This is a genomic window from Rubrivirga sp., from assembly GCF_965213695.1.
GTDB lineage: Bacteria > Bacteroidota > Rhodothermia > Rhodothermales > Rubricoccaceae > Rubrivirga.
Window position 1 is genome coordinate 3,394,057 of sequence record NZ_OZ243912.1, and the last position, 20,286, is coordinate 3,414,342.

General features: G+C 74.5%; 18 protein-coding genes. 8 read left to right on the plus strand and 10 right to left on the minus strand.

All coding sequences use genetic code 11. The features are described from left to right. Positions 1–8: 8 nt before the first annotated feature. The 7 genes from ACOOHE_RS15115 to ACOOHE_RS15145 all read left to right on the plus strand — a co-directional run bounded on the left by ACOOHE_RS15115 (position 9) and on the right by ACOOHE_RS15145 (position 8,686). The gene (locus tag ACOOHE_RS15115; RefSeq protein ID WP_420454913.1) at positions 9–860 is read left to right on the plus strand and encodes a peptidyl-prolyl cis-trans isomerase; all 852 of its coding nucleotides are present in this window, start codon (positions 9–11) and stop codon (positions 858–860) included. An 83-nt stretch (positions 861–943) separates the two neighbouring features. Then, complete coding sequence (locus tag ACOOHE_RS15120; protein WP_420454914.1) at positions 944–2,299, plus strand: peptidylprolyl isomerase; 1,356 nt, start codon at positions 944–946, stop codon at positions 2,297–2,299. Between the two features lie 89 nt (positions 2,300–2,388). Continuing rightward, complete coding sequence (locus ACOOHE_RS15125; RefSeq protein WP_420454915.1) at positions 2,389–3,384, plus strand: AAA family ATPase; 996 nt, start codon at positions 2,389–2,391, stop codon at positions 3,382–3,384. A gap of 248 nt (positions 3,385–3,632) precedes the next feature. Beyond that, positions 3,633–4,862, plus strand: a complete 1,230-nt coding sequence (locus ACOOHE_RS15130; protein WP_420454916.1) for an aminotransferase class V-fold PLP-dependent enzyme — start codon at positions 3,633–3,635, stop codon at positions 4,860–4,862. A 272-nt stretch (positions 4,863–5,134) separates the two neighbouring features. Beyond that, positions 5,135–5,290, plus strand: a complete 156-nt coding sequence (locus ACOOHE_RS15135; RefSeq protein ID WP_420454917.1) for a hypothetical protein — start codon at positions 5,135–5,137, stop codon at positions 5,288–5,290. A gap of 21 nt (positions 5,291–5,311) precedes the next feature. Then, complete coding sequence (locus ACOOHE_RS15140; RefSeq protein ID WP_420454918.1) at positions 5,312–6,085, plus strand: sigma-70 family RNA polymerase sigma factor; 774 nt, start codon at positions 5,312–5,314, stop codon at positions 6,083–6,085. Positions 6,086–6,622: 537 nt separating this feature from the next. Further along, positions 6,623–8,686, plus strand: a complete 2,064-nt coding sequence (locus tag ACOOHE_RS15145; protein ID WP_420454919.1) for a peptidyl-prolyl cis-trans isomerase — start codon at positions 6,623–6,625, stop codon at positions 8,684–8,686. 21 nt (positions 8,687–8,707) lie between these two features. On the opposite strand, the gene ACOOHE_RS15150 is transcribed toward ACOOHE_RS15145, so the two are convergent. From ACOOHE_RS15150 to ACOOHE_RS15185, 8 genes are all read right to left on the minus strand, one after another. After that, complete coding sequence (locus ACOOHE_RS15150; RefSeq protein ID WP_420454920.1) at positions 8,708–10,114, minus strand: AMP-binding protein; 1,407 nt, start codon at positions 10,112–10,114, stop codon at positions 8,708–8,710. A gap of 277 nt (positions 10,115–10,391) precedes the next feature. Then, positions 10,392–11,525 carry an o-succinylbenzoate synthase gene (menC, locus tag ACOOHE_RS15155; protein ID WP_420454921.1) on the minus strand — a complete coding sequence of 378 codons (1,134 nt, stop codon included), beginning with the start codon at positions 11,523–11,525 and terminating at the stop codon, positions 10,392–10,394. Further along, on the minus strand, positions 11,522–12,430 hold the full coding sequence (locus ACOOHE_RS15160) for a 1,4-dihydroxy-2-naphthoate polyprenyltransferase (RefSeq protein ID WP_420454922.1): 909 nt from the start codon (positions 12,428–12,430) through the stop codon (positions 11,522–11,524). The genes menC and ACOOHE_RS15160 overlap by 4 nt, the downstream gene beginning before the upstream one ends. Continuing rightward, entirely contained in the window at positions 12,418–12,762 is a 345-nt protein-coding gene (locus tag ACOOHE_RS15165; protein ID WP_420454923.1) for a hypothetical protein, read from the minus strand. Before ACOOHE_RS15165 ends, ACOOHE_RS15160 begins: the two co-directional genes overlap by 13 nt. Positions 12,763–12,835: 73 nt before the next feature. Next, a complete protein-coding gene (gene menB / locus ACOOHE_RS15170) occupies positions 12,836–13,735 on the minus strand; it encodes a 1,4-dihydroxy-2-naphthoyl-CoA synthase (RefSeq protein WP_420454924.1) in 900 nt (299 codons plus the stop codon). Beyond that, positions 13,735–14,457 carry an alpha/beta fold hydrolase gene (locus ACOOHE_RS15175; protein WP_420454925.1) on the minus strand — a complete coding sequence of 241 codons (723 nt, stop codon included), beginning with the start codon at positions 14,455–14,457 and terminating at the stop codon, positions 13,735–13,737. The genes menB and ACOOHE_RS15175 overlap by 1 nt, the downstream gene beginning before the upstream one ends. Then, positions 14,454–16,232, minus strand: a complete 1,779-nt coding sequence (gene menD, locus ACOOHE_RS15180; RefSeq protein ID WP_420454926.1) for a 2-succinyl-5-enolpyruvyl-6-hydroxy-3-cyclohexene-1-carboxylic-acid synthase — start codon at positions 16,230–16,232, stop codon at positions 14,454–14,456. Before menD ends, ACOOHE_RS15175 begins: the two co-directional genes overlap by 4 nt. A 66-nt stretch (positions 16,233–16,298) precedes the next feature. Continuing rightward, positions 16,299–17,672 (minus strand): isochorismate synthase, encoded by a 1,374-nt coding sequence (locus ACOOHE_RS15185; protein WP_420454927.1) that lies wholly within the window; start codon positions 17,670–17,672, stop codon positions 16,299–16,301. A gap of 146 nt (positions 17,673–17,818) precedes the next feature. Here ACOOHE_RS15185 and ubiE point away from each other — a divergent pair, with 146 nt between their 5' ends. Beyond that, on the plus strand, positions 17,819–18,547 hold the full coding sequence (gene ubiE / locus ACOOHE_RS15190) for a bifunctional demethylmenaquinone methyltransferase/2-methoxy-6-polyprenyl-1,4-benzoquinol methylase UbiE (RefSeq protein ID WP_420454928.1): 729 nt from the start codon (positions 17,819–17,821) through the stop codon (positions 18,545–18,547). A gap of 9 nt (positions 18,548–18,556) precedes the next feature. On the opposite strand, the gene ACOOHE_RS15195 is transcribed toward ubiE, so the two are convergent. Both ACOOHE_RS15195 and dapF read right to left on the minus strand, forming a co-directional pair. Next, complete coding sequence (locus tag ACOOHE_RS15195) at positions 18,557–19,210, minus strand: hypothetical protein (protein ID WP_420454929.1); 654 nt, start codon at positions 19,208–19,210, stop codon at positions 18,557–18,559. A gap of 65 nt (positions 19,211–19,275) precedes the next feature. Further along, positions 19,276–20,163 (minus strand): diaminopimelate epimerase, encoded by an 888-nt coding sequence (dapF, locus tag ACOOHE_RS15200; RefSeq protein ID WP_420454930.1) that lies wholly within the window; start codon positions 20,161–20,163, stop codon positions 19,276–19,278. Between the last annotated feature and the right edge of the window lie 123 nt (positions 20,164–20,286).

Consider the following 20,286-nt stretch of genomic DNA (forward strand, 5'->3'; position numbering starts at 1 on the left):
CTCCTCCCATGACGGCCCGCGTTCTCCTGCTCGCGCTCGCGGTCTCGGCCTGCGGCGACGCCCCGGCCGACGTGAGCGACGGAGCGGCGGTCGCCCGCGTCGGCGACGCCGAGCTGACCGAGGCCGACCTCGCCGACGCGCTCGGCGACGCGCCGGCCGGGCTCGACAGCGCGACGGTGCGCGAGCAACTCGTCGAGCAGTGGGTCCAGCGCGAGCTGCTGATTCAGGAGGCCCGCCGCCAGGGCCTGGACGATGACCCCGCCGTCGCCCGTCGCCTCCAGGAGGCCGAGCGGTCGACGCTCGAGCAGGCGGCGCTCGAGACGTTCTTCGAGCAGGCCCCTGCCGAGCCCTCCGACGCCGACCTCGAGGCGTACTACGACCGCCACCGCGACGCGCTCGCGCTCCGCGAGCCCTACGTCCGCCTGCGCCACCTCCGCCTGGCCGACGCCTCCAAGGCCGCCGAGGCCCGGGCGTCGCTCGCCCGCGCCGTCGCCTCGCCCTACCCGGACTCCCTGTTCGTGCTCGTCGCCGCCGAGTACGCCGACGACCCGGCCGGCGCCACGGCGTTCGCGGGCGAGTACGTCTCCGAGGAGCGGATCCGGTCGCTCGACGAGACGCTGGGCGAGCGGGTCGCCCGTCTGTCGGCGGGTGCCGAGGTGGCCGTCGTGCCAGTAAGCCGGACCGTCCACCTCGTCCAGGTGGTCGACCGGGTGCCGGCGGGGACGGTCCCGCCGTTCCGGCTCGTCCGCGACGAGCTGGCCGAGCGGCTGGGCGTCCAGATGCGGCGCGACGCCCAAGCGCGGCTGCTCCAGCGGCTCCGGTCGGAGGCCCAGGCCGCCGGCCGCCTCGCCGTCCGCTGACGCGCCGTCCCGTCCCTCTCCCCGTCTTCGCGCAATACGACGGCCCGCCGGCCCGTATTGGCCCCCGTCCTCCGCCCCGCCCGATGCGACTGCTCCTCTCCGCCCTCCTCGCCCTGACCGCCGTCGGCGCCGCCGCCCAGCCCGTCGCGCCCGGCGCCCGCTTGGACGGGATCGCCGCCGTCGTCGGCGAGCAGGTGGTGTTGTACTCCGAGGTCGACGCGCTCGTGACCCAGTCGACGCCGCAGGGCCAGGCGCCGCCGCCGGACCTGTGGAGCCGCGCGCTCGACCGGCTCGTCGACCAGCGCGTCGTGATCGCCCGGGCCCGCCAGGACACGACGCTGACCATCACCGACGACATCGTCTCGCAGCGGGTCGACGCCCAGGTGGCCCAGCTCTCGGCCCAGGTCGGCGGCGACGCCGCCCTCGAGCAGGCCTACGGCCGGTCGGTCGAGGAGGTCAAGGTCTCCATCCGCGACGACGTCCGCGACGAGCTCCTGCTGCAGCAGTACCAGGGCCGCCGGTTGCGCGAGGTGACGATCACGCCGGACGAGGTCCGGGAGTGGTTCGAGCGGATCCCGGTCGCGGACCGGCCCGTCGTGCCGGAGCTGGTCCGCGTGGCCCACATCGTCCGCGTCCCGACGAGCGACGAGAGCGGCCGGACCGCCGTCCGCGCCGTCGCCGAGGCCCTGCGCGACTCGGTCGTGGCGGGCCAGGCCACGATCGAGGAGCTCGCCGACCGGCACTCCGACGACCCCGGCAACACGAACCGCGACGGGACCCAAAACGGCGGCCTCTACACGACGCTCCGCCTGACCGACTTGGAACCCCGGTTCCAGGCCGCCGCCGCGGCCTCCGAGATCGGCGCCATCTCGCCCGTCTTCGAGACGCCGTTCGGGTACCACGTGCTCCGGGTCAACGAGCGCGACGGCAACCGGATCTCGTTCAACCACATCCTGCTCCAGGTCGAGGTCGGCGAGGCCGAGGCGGCGGCGGCGCGCGAGTTCCTGTCGGTCTTGCGCGACTCGGTCCAGGCCGGAACCCCGTTCGAGGCGCTCGCCCGCCGGCACTCCCAAGACCCCGCCAGCGCCCCGCGCGGCGGCTACGTCTCGGTCCCCCAGACGCGCCAGCGCGACCTGTCCATCGAGGGCCTGGGGCCGGAGTGGCGGGCCACGCTCGACTCGCTCGACGTCGGCGACGTCAGCGAGCCGGCCCCGGTCACGCTCGCCGACGCCCAGGGCACCAAGGCCTACCACATCGTCCTCTTGCAGAAGCGGACGCCCGCGCACCCGCTCTCCATCGCCGACGACTACTCGCTGCTGAGCCAGTACGCGCTCCAGGAGAAGCAGACCGAGGTCATCGCCGACTGGATCGACGACCTCCGGCGGACGGTCTACGTCGACATCCGCGCCGAGCGGTACCAGCCGCCGGTCGGAGGCTAGTGGACGTGTGATCTTGTGGACTCGTGGACAGGTTCGCGGGAGAACCACCCACGGGTCCACACGTCCACCGCTCCACTCGTCCACGCACCATGCCCATCGACCCCCGAGACCCCGCCGCCGTCGCCGCGCTGGCGGACGCCTACCGCCAGCTCCGCGCCGAGGTCGGGCGGGCCGTCGTCGGGCAGGAGGCGGCCGTCGAGGGGCTGGTGGTGGCGCTGCTGGCGCGCGGCCACACCCTCTTGGTCGGCGTGCCGGGGCTCGCCAAGACGCTCCTGATCCGGACGCTGGCCGACGCGCTCGAGCTCTCGTTCAGCCGGATCCAGTTCACGCCGGACCTCATGCCGAGCGACATCACGGGGACCGAGGTCGTCGAGGAGGACCCGGCGACGGGCCGCCGCGCGTTCCGGTTTGTCCAGGGCCCCCTCTTCGCCCACGTCGTCCTGGCGGACGAGATCAACCGGACGCCGCCCAAGACGCAGGCGGCGCTCCTGGAGGCGATGCAGGAGGGCCACGTCACGGCGGCCGGCGAGACGCTCGGCCTGCCCCAGCCCTTCTTCGTGCTGGCGACCCAGAACCCGATCGAGCAGGAGGGGACGTACCCGCTGCCCGAGGCCCAGCTCGACCGGTTCATGCTCAACCTGTGGCTCGACTACCCGCCCTTCGCCGACGAGGTGGCCGTCGTCAAGGCCACGACGTCGGGCGCGTTGCCCGAGATCTCGCCGGTCCTCTCGGCCGAGGACTTGGGCGCGTACCAAGCGCTCGTCCGCAACGCGCCGGTCGCCGACCACGTCGTCGAGCACGCCGTCCGCCTAGCGGCGCGGACGCGGCCGGGGCGCGACGGGGCGCCCGACTTCGTGACGCAGTACCTGGCGTACGGCGCCGGCCCGCGCGCGAGCCAGTACCTCGTGCTGGGTGCCAAGGCGCTCGCCCTCCTCGACGGCCGCGTGACGCCCCTCGCTGAGGACGTCGACCGGATGGCGATCCCGGTCTTGCGCCACCGGATCGTGACCAACTTCAACGCCGAGGCCGAGGGCGTCTCGGGCGTCAACGTGATCGAGCGGCTGGTCGCGGAGGACAGAGAGTAGAGAACTCAAGTTGTGCCTCCGGTCCTCGCGTCCGTTGGGACCGAGGACGGGGGACGGGAGGCCGCCTGGGACTCGTCAGGGAAGCCGGTCCCCGGTCCTCCGTCTCCGGTCCCACCGCCTCTCTCGGTTCGGACACAACTCTGGTTAGAGAGTGGAGGAGGGAGGACGAGGTCCGATGCCAAGTGTGGCGAAGACGACCGTCCGCGCCTCCGCCACCCTCTATCCTCTACTCTTTACCCTCCAGGTCCATGCTTGACCTCTCAGATCGCTTCGTCGTCCCCCCCGCGCCCGCCGTCGAGCTGCGGGCGTTCACGCACGGGCTGATGCCCCGGACGGTGCCCGACCTCATGGCCGGGTTCTGCCAGGACTGGGCCGAGCGCGGCGTCGACGCCTGGAACCGGGTCCCGGACCGGTGGGGCCTCGGCCACGAGACGGGTTGGTGGGCCTTGCCGACGGACCTCGCCGACGCCTGGGTGGCCCCGCTGCTCTCGGCGCCGGCGGGGTCGTGCATCTTGCAGCCCAACGTGTTCACGACGGTCCAAGCGCTCCTGTCGTGCGACGGCCCGTTCGAGAGCCGGACGGAGGTGGTGATGACCGAGGGCGAGTTCCCGTCGGTCCGCCACCCGGTCCAGCGCTGGCAGGGCTTGCGCGATCTCCGCCCGGTCGACGTGCCCGCCCGCCCCGACGGCCGCGTCGACCTCGACGCCGTGGCCGACGCCATCACCGACCAAACGGCCTGGGTCTTCGTCTCCCACGTCGGGTTCGCGACGGGCGAGGTGCTGCCCACCGCCGACCTCCGCCGGCTCGCCGACGTGGCCCACCGGCACGGGGCGCTGTTCGCCGTCGACGGCTACCACGCGACGGCCTCGATCCCGGTCGACGTCGAGGCGTGCGGGGCCGACATGTATTTCGGCGGGCTGCTGAAGGAGGCGTGCGGGTCAAGCGGGAACGCCTATCTCTACGTCCGCCCCGGCCTCGACCTCCGGCCGCGCCTGTCGGGCTGGTTCGGCGACGCCGACCCGTTCGGGTTCGAGCCGGCCCCGGCCGACCACCCCGAGGTCCGCCGCCGGTTTTTGGGCGGGACGACGGCCGTCGCCTCGATGTACCACGCCGTCGAGGGCGTCCGGGTGCTGCTCGACGCCGGCCTCGACGCCGTCCGCGCCGACACGCTGGCGAAGGGCGCCCGCGCGCTCGACCGCGCCGACGCGCTGGGCATCCCGGTCCGCTCGCCGCGTGAGGACGAGCGCCGAGGCGCCATGATCGTGCTGGAAGTGGAGCACGCCGACCGGATGGTCCGCTGGCTCAAGACGCGCGACGTGTTCGTCGACGCCCGGCGCGGGGCGCTCGTCCGGTTCGCCCCGTTCGTGTGGAACCCGGCGCAGGACGTCGACCGGCTGTTCGACGCGCTCGGCGAGGCGCTGGCGTCGGGCGCCCACCTCGCGCTCGCGCCGGCCGCCGAGGGCGGGCCGGTCACGTGACGTACGGACCCGGCGCCACCCCGATTCTACCCGGGCCGTTACGATTCCGTACCGACCGGCCGGGTTGATTAGGCGCTCGGGAGGCCGCGCCGATATCACCGCCGGAACGCCGTCACACCGCATCTGGGCGGGGTCCGGGGCACGTGGGCGTTCCGAGGGCGCGGTCTGATGGGCCCGAGGTGTGGCGAGATCCGGCGTCCGCCGAGGGTCGCGCCGAGGGTGGCACCCCCCTTGCGTGAGGGTCCGGCACGCCTCGCTCCCCCCCCGCCCTCGTGCTCGCCTGGTCCCTCTTGCTCGTCGCCGCGATTGGCCTGACCACCGTCGTCTCGCTCGTCCCGGCCTCGGCCGCGAGCCTGATCGGGCTGTCGCTGGCCACGCTCGCCGCCGCCGCCTTCGTCGCCCGGCCCGAGGGCCCGCGCTCCGCCTGACCCCGCCGCGCCGCCGCTCCCATGACCTCATCGCTTCAGTCCGCCGTCGAACGCTACGCCGCCGAGCGTGATGCCGAGGGCCCCCGGATGGACGTCTACGCCCGCGCCGTGGCCGTGGCCGCGCTCCCGCTCGTCCGCTCGCTGGCGCGGCGGGTCTCGCTGCCCGACCACCCGCTGGCGTCCTACGCCGACTTGGAGAACGCGGGGATGCTCGGGATGCTCCAGGCGCTCGGGAGCTACGACCCCTCGCGGGGGACCCCGTTCGCGTCGTTCGCCTTCGGGCGGATCCGCGGCTCGCTCGTCGACTTCCTGCGGACCATCGACTGCCTCAGCCGGGACCGCCGCCGCCGCGTGGCCGAGGCCGCCCGGACGGCCCAGACGCTCCAGCAGGAGCTCGGCGACGAGCCCCGCGCGGCTCAGGTCGCCGACCGGCTCGGCGTCTCCGTCCGCGCCTACAACCGACTCCTGGGCGACGCTCAGCAGCGGTTCGCGCTCTCGCTCTTCGACGGCCAGGGCACCGACCGGCCCTCGCCCATCGACACGCTCCCGGCCCCGGGCGTCGAGGCGGCCGACGCCGACGCCGAGCGCCAGTCGCTCTACGGGTTCGTCGAGGCCCTCGTCGAGACGCTCCCCGAGCGCGAGCAGCGGATCGTCCACCTCTACTTTTTCGAGGGCCTGACCCTCCGCGAGATCGCCGTCGAGTTCCATCTCACCGAGGCGCGCATCTCCCAGATCCTTTCCAAGACGCTCCGCACGCTGCGCGGGCAGATGGACTACCACGCCGTGGCCGCCTGAGCCACGCCCCCACCTCCCAGAGAGAGGGAGAGAGAGAGCGGCGGGCCGAGCCCGGGGAGACCCGGCTCGGCCCGCTGTTTTTGGGGCCGGACGGGTGGACGGGCGGACGGGTGGACGGGTGGACGGGTGGACGGGTGGACGGGTGGACGGGTGGACGGGTGGACGGGTGGACGGGTGGACGGGTGGACGGGTGGACGGGTGGACGGGTGGACGGGTGGACGGGTGGACGGGTGGACGGTGGAATCTGGCCCCTCCCCCACCCCTGCGCCAGCGCCGGCCCCCCGAGTTGTCCACGAACCACCCACGCCGCCACCCTCTGCCGTTTCCCCGTTCCCAGTCCCCCGTTCCCGCGAGCGCAGCGAGCCCGGACTCCTCGGATTTTTCCCCCGGGGCCTCCCCCCTGCCCCCCGTATCTTCTCCACCCCTCCGAGCCGGCCGTCCGCGCCGGCTCGTTGTGGTTTCGGGCGTCCGACTTGCGGGCGCCGACGCCGACTCAAGAGACAGCCCCCGCGGAGGCGGAGCGACATGGCAGGAATCATGAACAGCATTCGGGAGCGCGCCGGCGGCGTCCTGGTCGGCGTCCTGGTGGTCGCCTTCGGCGGCCTGTGGGCGCTCCAGGACTCGGGCGCGTTCGACACCGTCGGGATGGGGCCGGACGGCCGCGTGATCGGCGAGGTCGACGGGGTCGACATCGAGGGCGAGCTCTACCAGCGGGCCGTCGACCAGCAGCTCGACGCGTACCAGGCCCAGGGCTTGGAGGTCACCGGGGCGCTCCAGCGCCAGATCGAGGACCGCGTGTTCGACAGCTTCGTCGACAACGCGCTCGTCGAGCGCGAGATGGACCGGCTCGGCGTCGAGGTCACCGACGACGAGGTGTTCGAGCTCATCACGGGCCCGAGCCCGGACCCGCTCATCGCCCAGGTCTTCCCCGACGGCCAGGGCGGCGTCGACCGGGCCGCGCTCCAGCAGGTCGTCGAGGACCCCCAGTTCGCCGACCAGCTCCAGGCCATCGAGGAGCAGGTCCGCCGGAACCGGCGCCAGGCCAAGCTCTCGGCGCTCATCACGGCCACGGCGCGCGTGACGCCGGCCGAGCTCCGGGCCGAGTTCGTCCGCCAGAACCGCCAGGCCTCGGCCCAGTTCGTCGCGCTCCGCTACGCGGCCGTCCCGGACGACCAGATCGAGGTCTCCGACCGCGACTTCCGCGACTACTACCGCGAGCACGTCGACGACTTCGAGCGCGAGGCGTCGTACTCGATCGAGTACGTCACGTTCGACAAGGCCCCGACGGCGGCCGACTCGGCCCGGGCGACGGACGAGCTGGCCGGGCTCGTGGCCGGGTTCCGCTCGGCGCCCGACGCCGTGGCCTACGCCCGCCGGAACTCGTTCGGGGCCGCCGTCGAGCCGACCTTCGTCGGGGCCGGCGACCTCCCGTCGGAGCTGGCGTCGGCCGTGTACTCGAACCCGACGGAGGGCCGCGTCGTCGGGCCCGTCGTGGCCGGGGACCAGGCGTACGTCGCCCGGATCACGGGCGTCCGCGACGGGGACAACGTCGCCGTCCGCGCTCGCCACATCCTGCTCCCGGTCGGGAGCGAGGACCGGGCCCGCGAGCTCCGCGAGCAGATCAACAGCGGCCAGATCACGTTCGAGGCGGCGGCCCGCCAGTTCTCGACCGACCGGAGCAACAGCGGGCAGGGCGGCGACCTCGGCTGGTTCGGTGAGGGCCGGATGGTGGCCGAGTTCGAGGAGGCGGCGTTCGCCGCGCCCGTCGGCCAGGTGACCGGGCCGGTCGCGACGTCGTTCGGGGTCCACCTTATCCGGGTCGAGGACCGGGCGTCGTCGGAGGTCGAGCTCGTCCAGATCGCGCGGCCCGTCGAGGCCGACTTCGCGCGCGTGCTCGGCGAGGCCGAGGACTTCGCAGCGTTCTTGGTGCTCGAGGACCGCGACTTCGCCGAGGAGGCCCAGGAGCGCGGGATCGCGCCGACGCCGGTCGAGATCACCGAGGGCCAGGAGCAGGTGCCCGGCCTCGACCTCGGCCGCGACTTTTTCCGGTTCTTGCGCCGCGCCTACATCGGCCAGGTGTCGGAGCCGTTCGACGCCGGCGGCAGCTTCGTGATCGCCCGGTTGGTCGAGCGGCGCGAGGCCGGGCCGGCGCCGTACGAGGAGGTCCGGGGCCAAGTCGAGGCCGCCGTCGTCACCGAGAAGAAGAAGGCGATCCAGGTGGCCGCGCTCCGCGACGCCGTCGGCGGGGCGTCGTCGCTGGCGTCGATCGCGGCGGCGACGAGCGCCGGCGTCGAGACGGCCTCGAACGTGATCATGTCGAACCCGACCCTCCCGAGCTACGGCGTCGAGCCCCGCGCGGTCGGGGCCATGTTCGGGCTCCGGCCCGGCCAGCGGAGCGGGGTCATCGAGGGCGACCAGGCCGCGTTCGTCGTCCAGACGACGGCGCTCCGGGGGGCGACCGACGCCGAGTTCACGGAGCCGGTCCGCGAGACCCTCAAGACCCAGCTGCTCCAGCGCAAGCGCTCGCGCGTGCTCCAGGCCTGGCTCGAAGGGCTCCGCGACGAGGCCGAGGTCGACGACTTCCGCAACGACTTGCTGTAGCGAGGAATGAGGCGATAGGAATCAGGAATCGGGGGTGCCCATCGGCCCCTGATTCCTGATTCCTAGTTCCTGAGCCCTCCGCGCCAGCGCCGGGCGGTCCGGTTTTAAGCCCTCGGCACCGGCCCACGTGTGGATCGAGACGGGCACCATGAAGCCGGGCAACGTCCGGCGCAGGGCCGCCGTCAGCGCGTCGGCGTCGAACTGTGCGCCGCCGGCCGGGCGGACGAACGCGACGGGGCGGGCGCCGAACTCGGCGTCAGGCACGGGCACCACGACGGCCTCGGCCACGCCGTCGAGCGCCAGCAGCGCCGCCTCGACACGCTCGGGGCGGACGTTCTCGCCGCCCGACACGAACTGAACGTCGCGGCGCCCGGTCACGACCAGACGGCCCTCGGCGTCGAGGTGGCCAAGGTCGCCGGTCGGGTGCCACTCGCCGAAGGGGCGGACGCCGTCGGGGCCGAGCACGTCGGCCAGCGTCGGCCCGCCGACCTCGATCTCGCCCGCGTCGGAAATCCGGACGGCCCGGTGCGGGAGCGACCGGCCCGAGGTCGCCAGCGCGGCGCGGTCGTCGCCGGGCGCGGTCGCGGTGATGGTCGACGTCATCTCCGTCATCCCGTAGGAGACCACGACGGGAACGTCGGCCGCGACGGCGCGGTCGAGCAGGTCGGCAGGGATCGCGCTGCCGCCGAGCAGGACGGCGTCGAGGCCGGACAAGTCGGCGCCGGCGTCGAGGAGCCGGCCGAGCTGGGTGGCCACGAGCGAGGCATGCGTTGGGCGGAGCCGGGCCACGCGGTCGGCGAGGGGCATCGCGCGCGGCGGGACGGCGAGGGTGGCGCCCGCGAGCGCGCACCGGACCACGACGCCCAGCCCGCCGACGTGGTACAGCGGCAGGTCGAGCAGCCACCGGCTCCGCTCCGTGACGCCGAGCGCCTCGACCACCCCGCGCGCGCTCCACACGTGGTTGCCGACCGTGTGGACGACGGCCTTCGGCTCGCCCGTCGACCCCGACGTGTGGACGACGGTGAACGGCCGGCCGAGCGGGACCGCGGACGCCTCGCGCCTCTCGCCGTTTTGGACGACGTCCGCCAGCGCGGCGGTCTCGACGCCCGGCACCGCCTCGTCGCTGAGGAGCCGGTCGATGCCGAGGCGACCGAGCGCGTCGGCAACGGCGGCGGGCGTCCACCGCGTCGAGAGCGGAACCAACAGACGACCGGTGCGGAGCGCGGCTAGCACGAGCACGACGAGGTCCGGCGACGTCTCGGCCCGGACGGCGACGCGCTCGCCCCCCTCCGCGAGCCGAGCCGCCGTGCCGCTGACGCGGGCGTCGAGGTCGGCCCAGGTCCACGTCTCGGCACCGGTGACGAGCGCCGGCGTGTCCGGTCGCGCGTCGGCGTGCTGGCGGACGGGGTCGGGGACCGTCACGGTCATGGCCGTTCTGAATGCCCCGTCGAGGCGCTACTGCCCCGGGTTCGTTGAGCACCGAAGGTCGTCGAGAAGTCCTCCTTCCCCGCCTGCGCGGGGTCATGCCTGGACAGGCCTGTCCCGAGCGGAGCCAAGGGAACTGGGCAGGGGTGGTAGACCGAGCCGACCGCGAGCCCGGCAACGCGGGCTTGACGGAGCCCTGAGAACGTGCCCGTCCGACCCTCACCCTGTCCCTCTCCCAGAGGGAGAGGGGACGTCGGCCGGGACGATGAGGCGATTCGGGTCACAGCGCGAGCGGCTCGAGTCGGTCGAGGCGGACGGGGTTGGGCGCGAGCACGGCGGCCACGTTGACGGTCGGGCCGGACATCGGGAGTGGGCGGTCCAAGACGTCCTCGGCCAGCCAGCGGTAGGTGTCGAGCCCGGCGGGCGTGTCGCCCAACGCCGCCGCCAGCGCGACCAAGTGCCGCATCCCGACCCCGCTCTCGAACGTGCTGCTGACGACTACGGGCGTCTCGCGACCGGCAAGGAACCGGAGGAAGCTCGCGTCCGCGCCGGCTCCCCCCAGCACCGTCGGCTTCGTGACGAACGCCGCCGCCTCGCGGACGAGGCGGGTCGGGCGGGCCGTCACGTCTCGCAGCGTCTCGTCGAGGGCGAAGGGGACGCCGGTCCGGCGAGCGAACTCGGGCTGGCGCCGCCAATCGGACAGGGGCTCCTCGACGTAGGCGACCGGGACGCCATCGAGGGCGTCGGCGAACGCGGTGGCCTCTTCCACCGACCACGCCCGGTTCGCGTCGAGGCGGAGCGCCGTCTCGCCCAGCACGCCGGCCACCTCCCGGACGACGGCCGCGTCCGCCTCAGGCGAGCGCCGCCCGACCTTGAGCTTGGCGGCCCGCCACCCCTCCGCCGCGACCCGCCTCGCGGTCGGAACCGGGTCGTCGTTCGGGAGCAGTGCGTTGAGGGCGACCGCCGGGACCGTCGGATCGGCCCGTGTCGTGGCCGCGCGCTCGGTCCAGCCATAGACGCGGGCCAGCGACCACCCGAGCTGCTGCGAGGACAGGTCGCCGGACGCCTGGGCGACGGCACAAACCAACGACGGGGGCCGTGGGAGCGAGCCTCGGCCACGCGGGCGCCGGACAGCCGGGCCCTCGAACGACAGGCTCAGACCGTCCAACCACGGCCGTCGCTCGCGGACCCACCGGAGCGTGGCCGGAAGCTCGGCGAGCACGTCGGCGAGCGTGTCCGGCGAGTAGCCTGGCAGCGGCGCGGCGTCGCCCCACCCGACGTGGCCGTCGGCGTCGGTCAGCCGGAGCAGGATCCCCTCGCGCTGGGTGTACGTGCCGGACGGCATCGCCAACGGCCGAGCCAGCGGGAGCCGGTACCGGAACGCCTCGGCTCCGACGATGGCGACCCCGCTCACGTCCACACCCAGCCGGCCGCGAGCACGACCGAGTAGACGAAGAGCAGGCCGGCGGTCTTCCCCAGCAGCGGGTTCAGAACCGTCGGATCACTCGACGTCGCCAGCGTCCGCACCAGGCGCCGGCCGACGAGGGCCGCCAGCGCCGACGCGGCCAGCACGCCGAGGTGGTCGCGAGCGACGAGCGCCAGCGACGCCGGCACGACGACGGCGCCCGAGATGCAGGCGTTGTACAGCCGGACGCCCGCCGGCCGGCCGAACCGGACCACCAGCGTCCGCTTGTCGGCCGCCCGGTCCTCCTCGACGTCGCGGACGTTGTTGGCGAGCAGGATGGCCGTCGCCAAAAAGCCCGGCCCGAGCCCGGCGATGGGCACCCACAGCGGCAGGTCGAGCGCCTGCACGTAGAACGTGCCGCCGACGGCGACCGGCCCGAAGAACACCAGGACGAACAGGTCGGCCAGGCCGGTGTAGGCGAGCGCCCAGCGGCCGGCCGTGTAGGCGACGCCGCTCGCGATCGACGCCAGCCCGAGCGCCAGGATCGGCCACCCGCCCCGCACGATGAGGTAGAGGCCGGCGACGAACGCCAGCGCGAACGCGACGGCCGCCGCCGCCCGCATCTGGCCCGGCGTCACGAGCCCGGCCGCCGTCGCCCGGAGCGGCCCCTTCCGCGCCTCCGTGTCGGCCCCGCGGACGAAGTCCTCGGCGTCGTTGGCGTAGTTCGTCCCGACCTGGATGAGCACGGCCCCAAGGAGGGCGCACGCCGCCGCGAGCGCGTGGAACGCGCCCTGCTCGACGGCCAGCGCCACGCCCACGAGCACGGGCGCGATGGCCGCCGGCAGCGTCTTCGGCCGGGCCGCCGCCAGCCACGTGCGGGCGTGCGAGGGCGCCGGGGCGGTCACGTCAGCCACAGCTCCAGCCGGTCGAGGAGGGCGTCGAGGGCGGGACGGTCGGCCCGCTTCACCTTGAGCGCGAGGGCGCCGTCGGACGAGCCGGGGATGTCCGCCACGCGCTCCATCGGCCACGTGCGGAGCGTGAGCGTGTCGCCCCAGAACCGCCGCGTGTGGCGGACCTCCTCGAGGTCGGTCATGTCGAACCGGAACGTCTGGGAGGGCCTCTTGAACAGACCGATAAACTTGATCTGAATCTCGACCACGACGTCGTCGCCCTCCAGGCAAACGACCCCGCTCATCTCGGAGAGCCCGCTGTGGCTGTCGCTGATCGAGAACGGAACGGAGAGCATGCGGGTGATGGGTGATGAGTGATGGGTAAAGGGCATCGACTCATCACCCTTTACCCTTCACCCACAACTCAGCCTACGGGCGGTAGCCGTCGGCGTCGAAGGTCGGGGCGCGGCGGTCGAGGTAGGCGTTCTTGCCCTCCTGCCCTTCCTCGGTCATGTAGAACAGCATCGTCGCGTGGCCGGCCAGCTCCTGGAGGCCCGCGCCGCCGTCCTCGTCGGCATTCGCGGCGGCCTTGATCATGCGGATGGCGAGGTTCGAGTTGGCCAGGATCTCGCGGCACCACTGGACCGTCTCGCGCTCGAGCTCGGCGAGTGGGACGACCGTGTTGACCAAGCCCATCTCCAGCGCCTCTTGCGCCGAGTAGGGCCGGCACAGGAACCAGATCTCGCGCGCCTTTTTCTGGCCGACGATCCGCGCGAGGTGCGTCGTCCCGTAGCCGGCGTCGAACGAGCCCACCTTCGGGCCGGTCTGCATGAACCGTGCGTTGTCGCTCGCAATCGTCAGGTCGCAGACGACGTGGAGCACGTGGCCGCCGCCGACGGCCCACCCGTTGACGGCCGCGATGACCGGCTTCGGCATCTTGCGGATCCGCGTCTGGAAGTCGAGGACGTTGAGCCGCTGGGTCCCGGTCTCTTTCCCGTTCTCGACCTCGCGGTAGCCGTGGTCGCCGCGGATCCGCTGGTCGCCGCCGGAGCAGAACGCTTGGTCGCCCGCACCTGTCAGCACGAACACGCCGATGGACGGGTCGTCGCGGGCGTCATCGATGGCCGCGATCATCTCGGTCACGGTCGTCGGCCGGAAGGCGTTGCGGACCTCGGGCCGGTGGATCGTCACCCGAGCGATCCCGGCCGTGTCGGTCCCGGCCGCGCCCTTCTCGTAGACGATGTCCTCGAACGTGCCGACGGACTCCCACTCGAAGGGGCCGGAGACGGTGGGGCGGTCGGTCGTGTGGTGCGGTCGGGTCTCGGCCATCAAGAGAGGGAGTCGGTCAGGAGGCGGGCGAGGGCGTCGGGCGCCTCGGCTGGGAGGAGGTGAGCGGCGCCCGGGACGAGCGCGACGCCGACGCCGCCGGCCTCGGCCATCGCGCCAGCCAGGCGGACGAATTTGGCGTCGCGCTCGCCTGCTACGGCGAGGGCCAGGGTGGAGATTCCGGCCAGGGCTCCCCAGTGACTCGGCTGGGCCCCGGTCCCCATCCCCGCCAGCGACCGCCCCAGCTCGGCCGCGTCGTTGTGCGCGATCCGGTCGGCGGTGAGGTGCCGGCGGAGGGCAGCGGGCAGGTCGAAAAGTGGCATCCGGTACCAGCGGTCGACGAACGCCGGGAGGTCGGCGGCGATCTCGGCGGCCCGAACCGCGTCGAGCGCCCGCCGCTCGGCCCGCTCGCGCGCCGTCCGCAGGCCCGGCGACGCGGAGACGAGCACCAGCCGCCGGACGGCTCGGGGCCGCGTCACGGCGACGTGGAGCGCCAGCCGACCGCCCATCGAGTAGCCCACGAGGTCGACCGGGCCGTCCCGCTCGGCCACGACGCGGGCGGCGGCCCCGTCCATCGTGTACGCTTGGGCGTCGAGGTCGGTGGCCGTGCCGTGGCCCGGCAGGTCGGGCGCGGCCACGTCCCACGCTTGGGGAAGCCCGGCGCGGACCGCGTCCCAATCGGCGCCTCGGCCCAAGAACCCGTGGAGGAGGACCAGCGGCCTCACGCGAGCGCCGCGTCGACGGCCTCGGCCACGGCCGCGACGATGCGTCGGCGGAGGTCGGCCTGCTCGCGGCGGTCCGTCCGCACCTCGATCACGCTCGACGTTCCCGAGGCCACCGCGTCCGTCAGCGCCGCCTCGAAGGCATCGGGCGTCGTCGGCGCGGCGTACCGTAGGCCGACCTGGCGGGCGGCGGCCTCGAAGCCGAGCCCGTGGGGCGTCCCGAAAACGCGCTCGAACGTGGTCTCGTCCAGCGACTCGGCGACCGGGAGCTGGTGGAAGATGCCGCCCCCGTCGTTGTTGACGACGACGACGACGACCGGCGGGCCGTCGCGCAGGAGCGCCAGGCTGGTCTGGTCGTGGAGCAGCGCCAGGTCGCCGATGAGCAGCGCCGTCGGCAGGCCGCGCCCGCGCGCGAACCCGGCCGCCGTGGCGACGGTCCCGTCGATCCCGCTCGCCCCCCGGTTCGCCGTCACGACGACGGCCGAGCCGCCGGCGGCGAACGTGTCGAGGTCGCGGACCGGCATCGAGGCCGCGGCGACGAGGCCGGCCCCCTTCGGCAACGACTCCGCCAGCGCCCGGGCGACGACGGGCTCCGACAGCCCGGACGCCGCGAGCACGGCGTCGGCGGCATCGTGGGCAGCGTCGACCGCCGTCTGCCAGCGGGCGCGCCAGCCGTCCGGCGGGGCAATGGGCCGCCGCGAGCCCTGGTCGGCCAGCGCCGCCGCGAGCGCCCGGGCGACGGGGCCAGGCTCGCCCGTCAGCCGGTGCGTCACGCGGTGGGCCGGGTCGAGCCGCGCCCGATCCGGGTGGACCCGGACGTAGAGGCCCGGCCGGGCGTCGGCGGTCCATCGGGCGAGCCGCTTCGACGTCGGGCGCCCGCCGACGTGGAGCACGGCCTCGGGCACGATCTCGCGGAGCCGGTCGCTGGCGAGCGCGAGGTCGAACGCGCGCGGGGCGCCGTGGCCGACGCCGGACAGGAGGTCCGCGACGAGCGGCCATCCCAGGCGCTCGGCGATCTCGGCGGCGGCCGGTGCCGTCTCGGCGTCGTCGGCGGGGAGCGGGCCCAGGACGACCAGCCCACGCTCGCCCCCGTCGAGGAGGTGGGCGAGGTCGCGGACCTCGGGGTGAGACGGCGGTCGGGCCCTGCGCGTGTACGGGTCGTCGCCGTCGAGCCAGCGGGCCAGCGGTGCGAGAAGCGCATCCACGTCCGTCCCGTCCGGTGTCGGGGCGAGCGGCTCGCGGAAGGGGAGGTTGAGGTGGACCGGCCCGCCGTCGTGAGTCCGGGTGACGGCCTCCGCCACCGTCGTCAGCACGAACGCGGGGTCGATTTCCGATGACGGCGTGCCGAGGTCGAACGCCCACCGGGCGACGGTCGAAAAGAGGCCGGGCTGGCGGATGGCCTGGTTGGCCCCGGCCTCGCGGAGCTCGGGCGGCCGGTCGGCCGTGAGCAGGAGCAGCGGGACGCCCGACTGCCGCGCCTCGACGGCGGCCGGGAGCAGGTTCGCCACGGCCGTCCCGCTCGTCGTCACGACGGCGGCCGGGCGGCCCGTCGCCTTGGCCCACCCGAGGGCGACGAACCCGGCGGCCCGCTCGTCCCAATGCACGAGGGCCTCGGCGTGCGGGTTCTGCGCGACGGCGACGGCCAGCGGCGTGCTCCGGCTGCCGGGGCAGACCACGAACAACGTCGTCCCCTGGCGGACCAGCTCCTCGACGAGCAGCGCCGCCCACAGGTGGTTGACGTTGGGGGACGAGGTCAGAGTTGGGAGTTCGGAGTTCATGGGTTGCGGCTCAAAGCTCCTGAGGCGATCCGGGAGGTCAACCCCGAACTCTGAACTCCGAACTCGCTAGGCCTCGACGCGGTCGGTGAGCCCGAGCACGCGCGCGAAGTCGCCGATCTTGTGCTCGATCTCGGCCCACTCGGACGCCGGGTCGGACCCGGCCACGATGCCGGCGCCGGAGTACAGCGACAGCGACCGCCCGTCGACCAGCCCGGACCGGATGCCGACGGCGAGGTCGGCCGCCTCGCGCCCGTGCTCGTCCCGGCCCACCCAGCCGACCGGCCCGGCGTAGAGCCCGCGGTCGAACGTCTCCAGCCGGTCGATGGCGTCGAGCGCGGTCGGCGTCGGCGTCCCGCCCACGGCCGGCGTCGGGTGGAGCGCCCGCAGCACCTCGCGCACGCCGACGCCCTCGGCGAGCGTCGCGCGGACGCCGGTGCGGAGGTGGCGGCCCCGGGCCAGCGTCATCGCGGCGGCCTCGGCGTCGGTCTCGACGGACGTTGTCAAGGGGCCGAGCGCGTCGACGATGGCGTCGCGGACGTAGGCGTGCTCGCGGCGGTCCTTCTCGCTCGCCAGCAGCTCGTCGCGGAGCCGGTCGTCGGCGGCGTCGGCCTCGGCGCGGGGGCGCGTGCCGGCGACGGCCTCGGTCGAGAGCGCGCGGCCGTCCAACCGGAGCAGCCGCTCGGGCGTCGCCGTCAGGAACGCGGGGCCGTCGGGCGGAGCGACGAGGGCGTGGTAGCAGCGCGGCGTCGCCGCTTCGAGCCGCCGCAGCAGGTCGGCGGCGTCGACGGGCTCGTCGAACAGGAACCGGGCGCGGCGGGCGAGGACCACCTTGTCGAGGCCGCCGTGGTCGACCGCGCCGAGGGCCGAGCGGAGCATCCGGTCCCACTCGGCGCGGTCGGGGTCGTCGCGGCGCATGAACGGGAGCGGCAGGGCCCCCGCGACGTCCCCTCGGGCCGGCCGGAGCGCTGCGAGGGCGCCCCGCGCCACGTCGACCGGCTCGCCGGGCGCGAGGTGGACCGCCAGCCGGGCCGTCCGCCCGTCCGAGCGGAGCTCGACGCGGGGCAGCGCGAACCGGACCGCTCCGAACGCGGCCCACTCCTCCCCCACCTCGGCCGCGCTGTCGAACCGGGCCGTCGTCGCCAGCCGCGCGCCGGGCGGCAGCAGCGCCAGCAGGTCGCCGAGCGAGTCGAGCTCGGCCAGCGACGGCACGTCCAGCACCCGGGCGGCGCCGACGCTCGCGCGGGCCTCCGCCTCGCCGCGACCCCGCCAGTAGTGGGTCGGCTCCCCTTCTTGGGCCGCGGCCCACAGCAGCGGGTCGACCGGATCGACGGGCAGCTCGACGCGCAAGACCCGGTCGCCACGCCACGTGCGGACGGCCCGGTCGAGGGCCTCGGCCAGGCGGGCGGGGACGGAAGCCGGAGCGAGCGGGGCGAGGGGCACGGCCGGGGACGACGTGGGGGCGGATCAGGCATAACCCGAAGGACGTCGTCGGGTTTCAGAAAATAGTGAAAGCACGAGGGCTTCACCACGCCCGGGCACCCCGAAGGGCCCGGCGGGGTACGGCCTCCCTATCGCCCTTCGACCCCGTGACCAAACCGCCCATCGGCCAGGCCCCCGGCAAGCGCCGGCACGTCGAGGCCATGTTCGACGACATCGCCCCGCGCTACGACCTGCTCAACCGGGTCTTGTCGTTCGGCATCGACGTCCGCTGGCGGAAGCGGGCCGTCGCGTGGCTGGCGGACGGGCTCTCGGGACGGCCGGAGCGGCTGCTCGACGTGGCGACGGGCACGGCCGACCTCGCCATCGCGGCCCTGTCGCTCGGGCCCACGGAGGTCGTCGGGGTCGACATCTCGGACGGGATGCTGGAGGGCGGGCGCGCCAAGCTCCGCGAGCGCGGGCTCGCCGGCCGCGTGGCCCTCGTTCAGGGCGACGCCGCCGACCTCCCGTTCGAGGACGACGCCTTCGACGGCGCGTTCGTGGCGTTCGGCGTCCGCAACTTCGAGGACCTACGGGCCGGGCTCGAGGGCATCCGCCGCGTGCTCCGGCCCGGCGCCCCGCTCGTCGTGCTCGAAACCAGCCAGCCGACGGCGTTCCCGTTCAAGCAGGGCTACCGGATCTACTCGCGTTACCTGATCCCCCGGATCGGCCAGGCGATCAGCGGCAACGCGGAGGCGTACGAGTACCTCCCCGAGTCGGCCCGGCAGTTCCCGTACGGCGAGGCGTTCTTGGCCGAGATGCGGGCGGCCGGGTACACCGACTGCCGCGCGCGGCCCCAGACGTTCGGGGTGGCCAGCTTGTACCGCGGCCGGGCCTGACGCGCCGCGCTACTCCAGCACCATCCGGGCCTCGTCGGCCCAGATCCGGCGGAGGCCGACGCTCAGGCCGACGAACGGGCCGGGACGACCGTCGCGGCCCAGCTCCTGCGTCACCCAGAGGCCGACGGGGACCGACATCGTCGGCGTGAGGGGGAGCGCGACGCGCGGGCGGAGCGAGAGCGAGGGGACCGCGACCGACTCCGTGCCGCGCAGCCCCCGGTCCGTTTGGTAGAAGCTGGCGCCGAGCCCGAGCCCGACCTCGGCCCCGCGCAGGACCGACCGGCGGTCCGCGCCGCGACCGAGCGCGACGATGACCTCACCGCCGACCGTGGCCGTGGTATGGGGGTCCACTCCGTCCGCTCCGAGCGGCCGGTCGAGCGAGCTCGTGACGGCGCTCGCCAGAGCGATCGCGTGGCCGCTGCCGAACCGGTAGCCGCCCTCGAACGCGACGGCCGCGTTCAGCTCGGGCTGCCCAACGGCGGGGCCGACGGCGACGGTGCTCGACGCGAACAGGCCCGAGAGGAACGGCCGGTGCCGCTCGACCAGGTCGCGCTGAGCGCGGTCGATCATCGGCTCGGAGCCGGGGAACTCGTCGGGGACGATCTGGGCGCCGGCCGGCAGGGCGAGTGCGACAAGGAGAGCGAGGGCGGCAAGACGACGCATGGCGGAAGGAGGCGGATCAGCGGAAGAGTAGGCCACGAATCCCCAGCCGCCAAGCGCGCGCCAGGTCACCCTCGCCATTCGAGCGTGCCCTCGTAGACGGTCTCGGCCGGCCCCGCCAGCGTCAGGTCGGAGACCGCGTCGCCATCGACGCGGAAGCCGACACCGAGCGTCCCGCCCGGCATCTCGACGGCGACGCTCTGGCGCGCGCCGTCGCCTAAGCGGCCGTCGAGGTGGGCCACGAGGGCCGACGCGAGGGCGCCGGTCCCACACGCCAGCGTCTCGGCCTCGACGCCCTTCTCGAACGTCCGCACGCGGACGCGGTCGGGCCCGGCGACCTCGACGAAGTCGACGTTCGTGCCGGCCGGGGCGAACGCGGGGTCGTGGCGGAGCCGCCGGCCGAGCCCCTCCACGTCGGCCTGGCCCACGTCGTCGGTGAACACGACGGCGTGCTCGGTCCCGGTCCAGATGCGCAAGGCGCCGCCGACGCCGGCCGGCCCGAAGTCGCGGGGCGGCGGGACGTCGAGCGAGACCGGGCCGGACGCCGCGCGGTCCGGGACGAGCGCCCGGTACGGCCCGCCGTCGGTGTCGAAGGCGAGCCGGACGCCGTCGGCGGTGTCGGTGCCGAGCCCGGCGCGGGCGGCGAAGCGGGCGAGGCACCGGGCCCCGTTGCCACACATGGTCCCGAGCGAGCCGTCGGCGTTGCGGTAGCGCATCCGGAAATCGGCCGCCCCGTCGGGAGCCTGCCCTGAGCCTGCCGAAGGGTCGTCGAGCGCGAGGAGGCCGTCGGCGCCGACGCCGGTGCGGCGGGGGCACACGCGCCGGGCGAGCGCCTCCAGCTCGTCGTCGGAGAACCGGAGGAACCGGTTGTCGAGGACGACGAAGTCGTTGCCGGCCCCGTTCATCTTGGCGAACGGGACGACGAGCGCGGGGCGGTCGGCGGGGCGGTCGGTCATCGGCGCGGTACGCCACCCGCTCCGCGCCGATCCCGGACCCCCGCCCGCCGACGGGCGTAGCCGGCCCGTGACGCGCCGCCGTCGCACGTCCCGTCGAGCTTCCCCCTCCCCTGCACGCCCCCG

Coding starts and splice junctions, on each gene's coding strand:
- dapF (WP_420454930.1), bottom strand. CDS start 20,163: ATGACCGACCGCCCCGCCGACCGCCCCGCGCTCGTCGTCCCGTTCGCC.
- ACOOHE_RS15120 (WP_420454914.1), top strand. CDS start 944: ATGCGACTGCTCCTCTCCGCCCTCCTCGCCCTGACCGCCGTCGGCGCC.
- ACOOHE_RS15115 (WP_420454913.1), top strand. CDS start 9: ATGACGGCCCGCGTTCTCCTGCTCGCGCTCGCGGTCTCGGCCTGCGGC.
- ACOOHE_RS15130 (WP_420454916.1), top strand. CDS start 3,633: ATGCTTGACCTCTCAGATCGCTTCGTCGTCCCCCCCGCGCCCGCCGTC.
- ACOOHE_RS15145 (WP_420454919.1), top strand. CDS start 6,623: ATGAACAGCATTCGGGAGCGCGCCGGCGGCGTCCTGGTCGGCGTCCTG.
- ACOOHE_RS15195 (WP_420454929.1), bottom strand. CDS start 19,210: ATGCGTCGTCTTGCCGCCCTCGCTCTCCTTGTCGCACTCGCCCTGCCG.
- menB (WP_420454924.1), bottom strand. CDS start 13,735: ATGGCCGAGACCCGACCGCACCACACGACCGACCGCCCCACCGTCTCC.
- ACOOHE_RS15165 (WP_420454923.1), bottom strand. CDS start 12,762: ATGCTCTCCGTTCCGTTCTCGATCAGCGACAGCCACAGCGGGCTCTCC.
- ACOOHE_RS15150 (WP_420454920.1), bottom strand. CDS start 10,114: ATGACCGTGACGGTCCCCGACCCCGTCCGCCAGCACGCCGACGCGCGA.
- ACOOHE_RS15140 (WP_420454918.1), top strand. CDS start 5,312: ATGACCTCATCGCTTCAGTCCGCCGTCGAACGCTACGCCGCCGAGCGT.
- menD (WP_420454926.1), bottom strand. CDS start 16,232: ATGAACTCCGAACTCCCAACTCTGACCTCGTCCCCCAACGTCAACCAC.
- ACOOHE_RS15125 (WP_420454915.1), top strand. CDS start 2,389: ATGCCCATCGACCCCCGAGACCCCGCCGCCGTCGCCGCGCTGGCGGAC.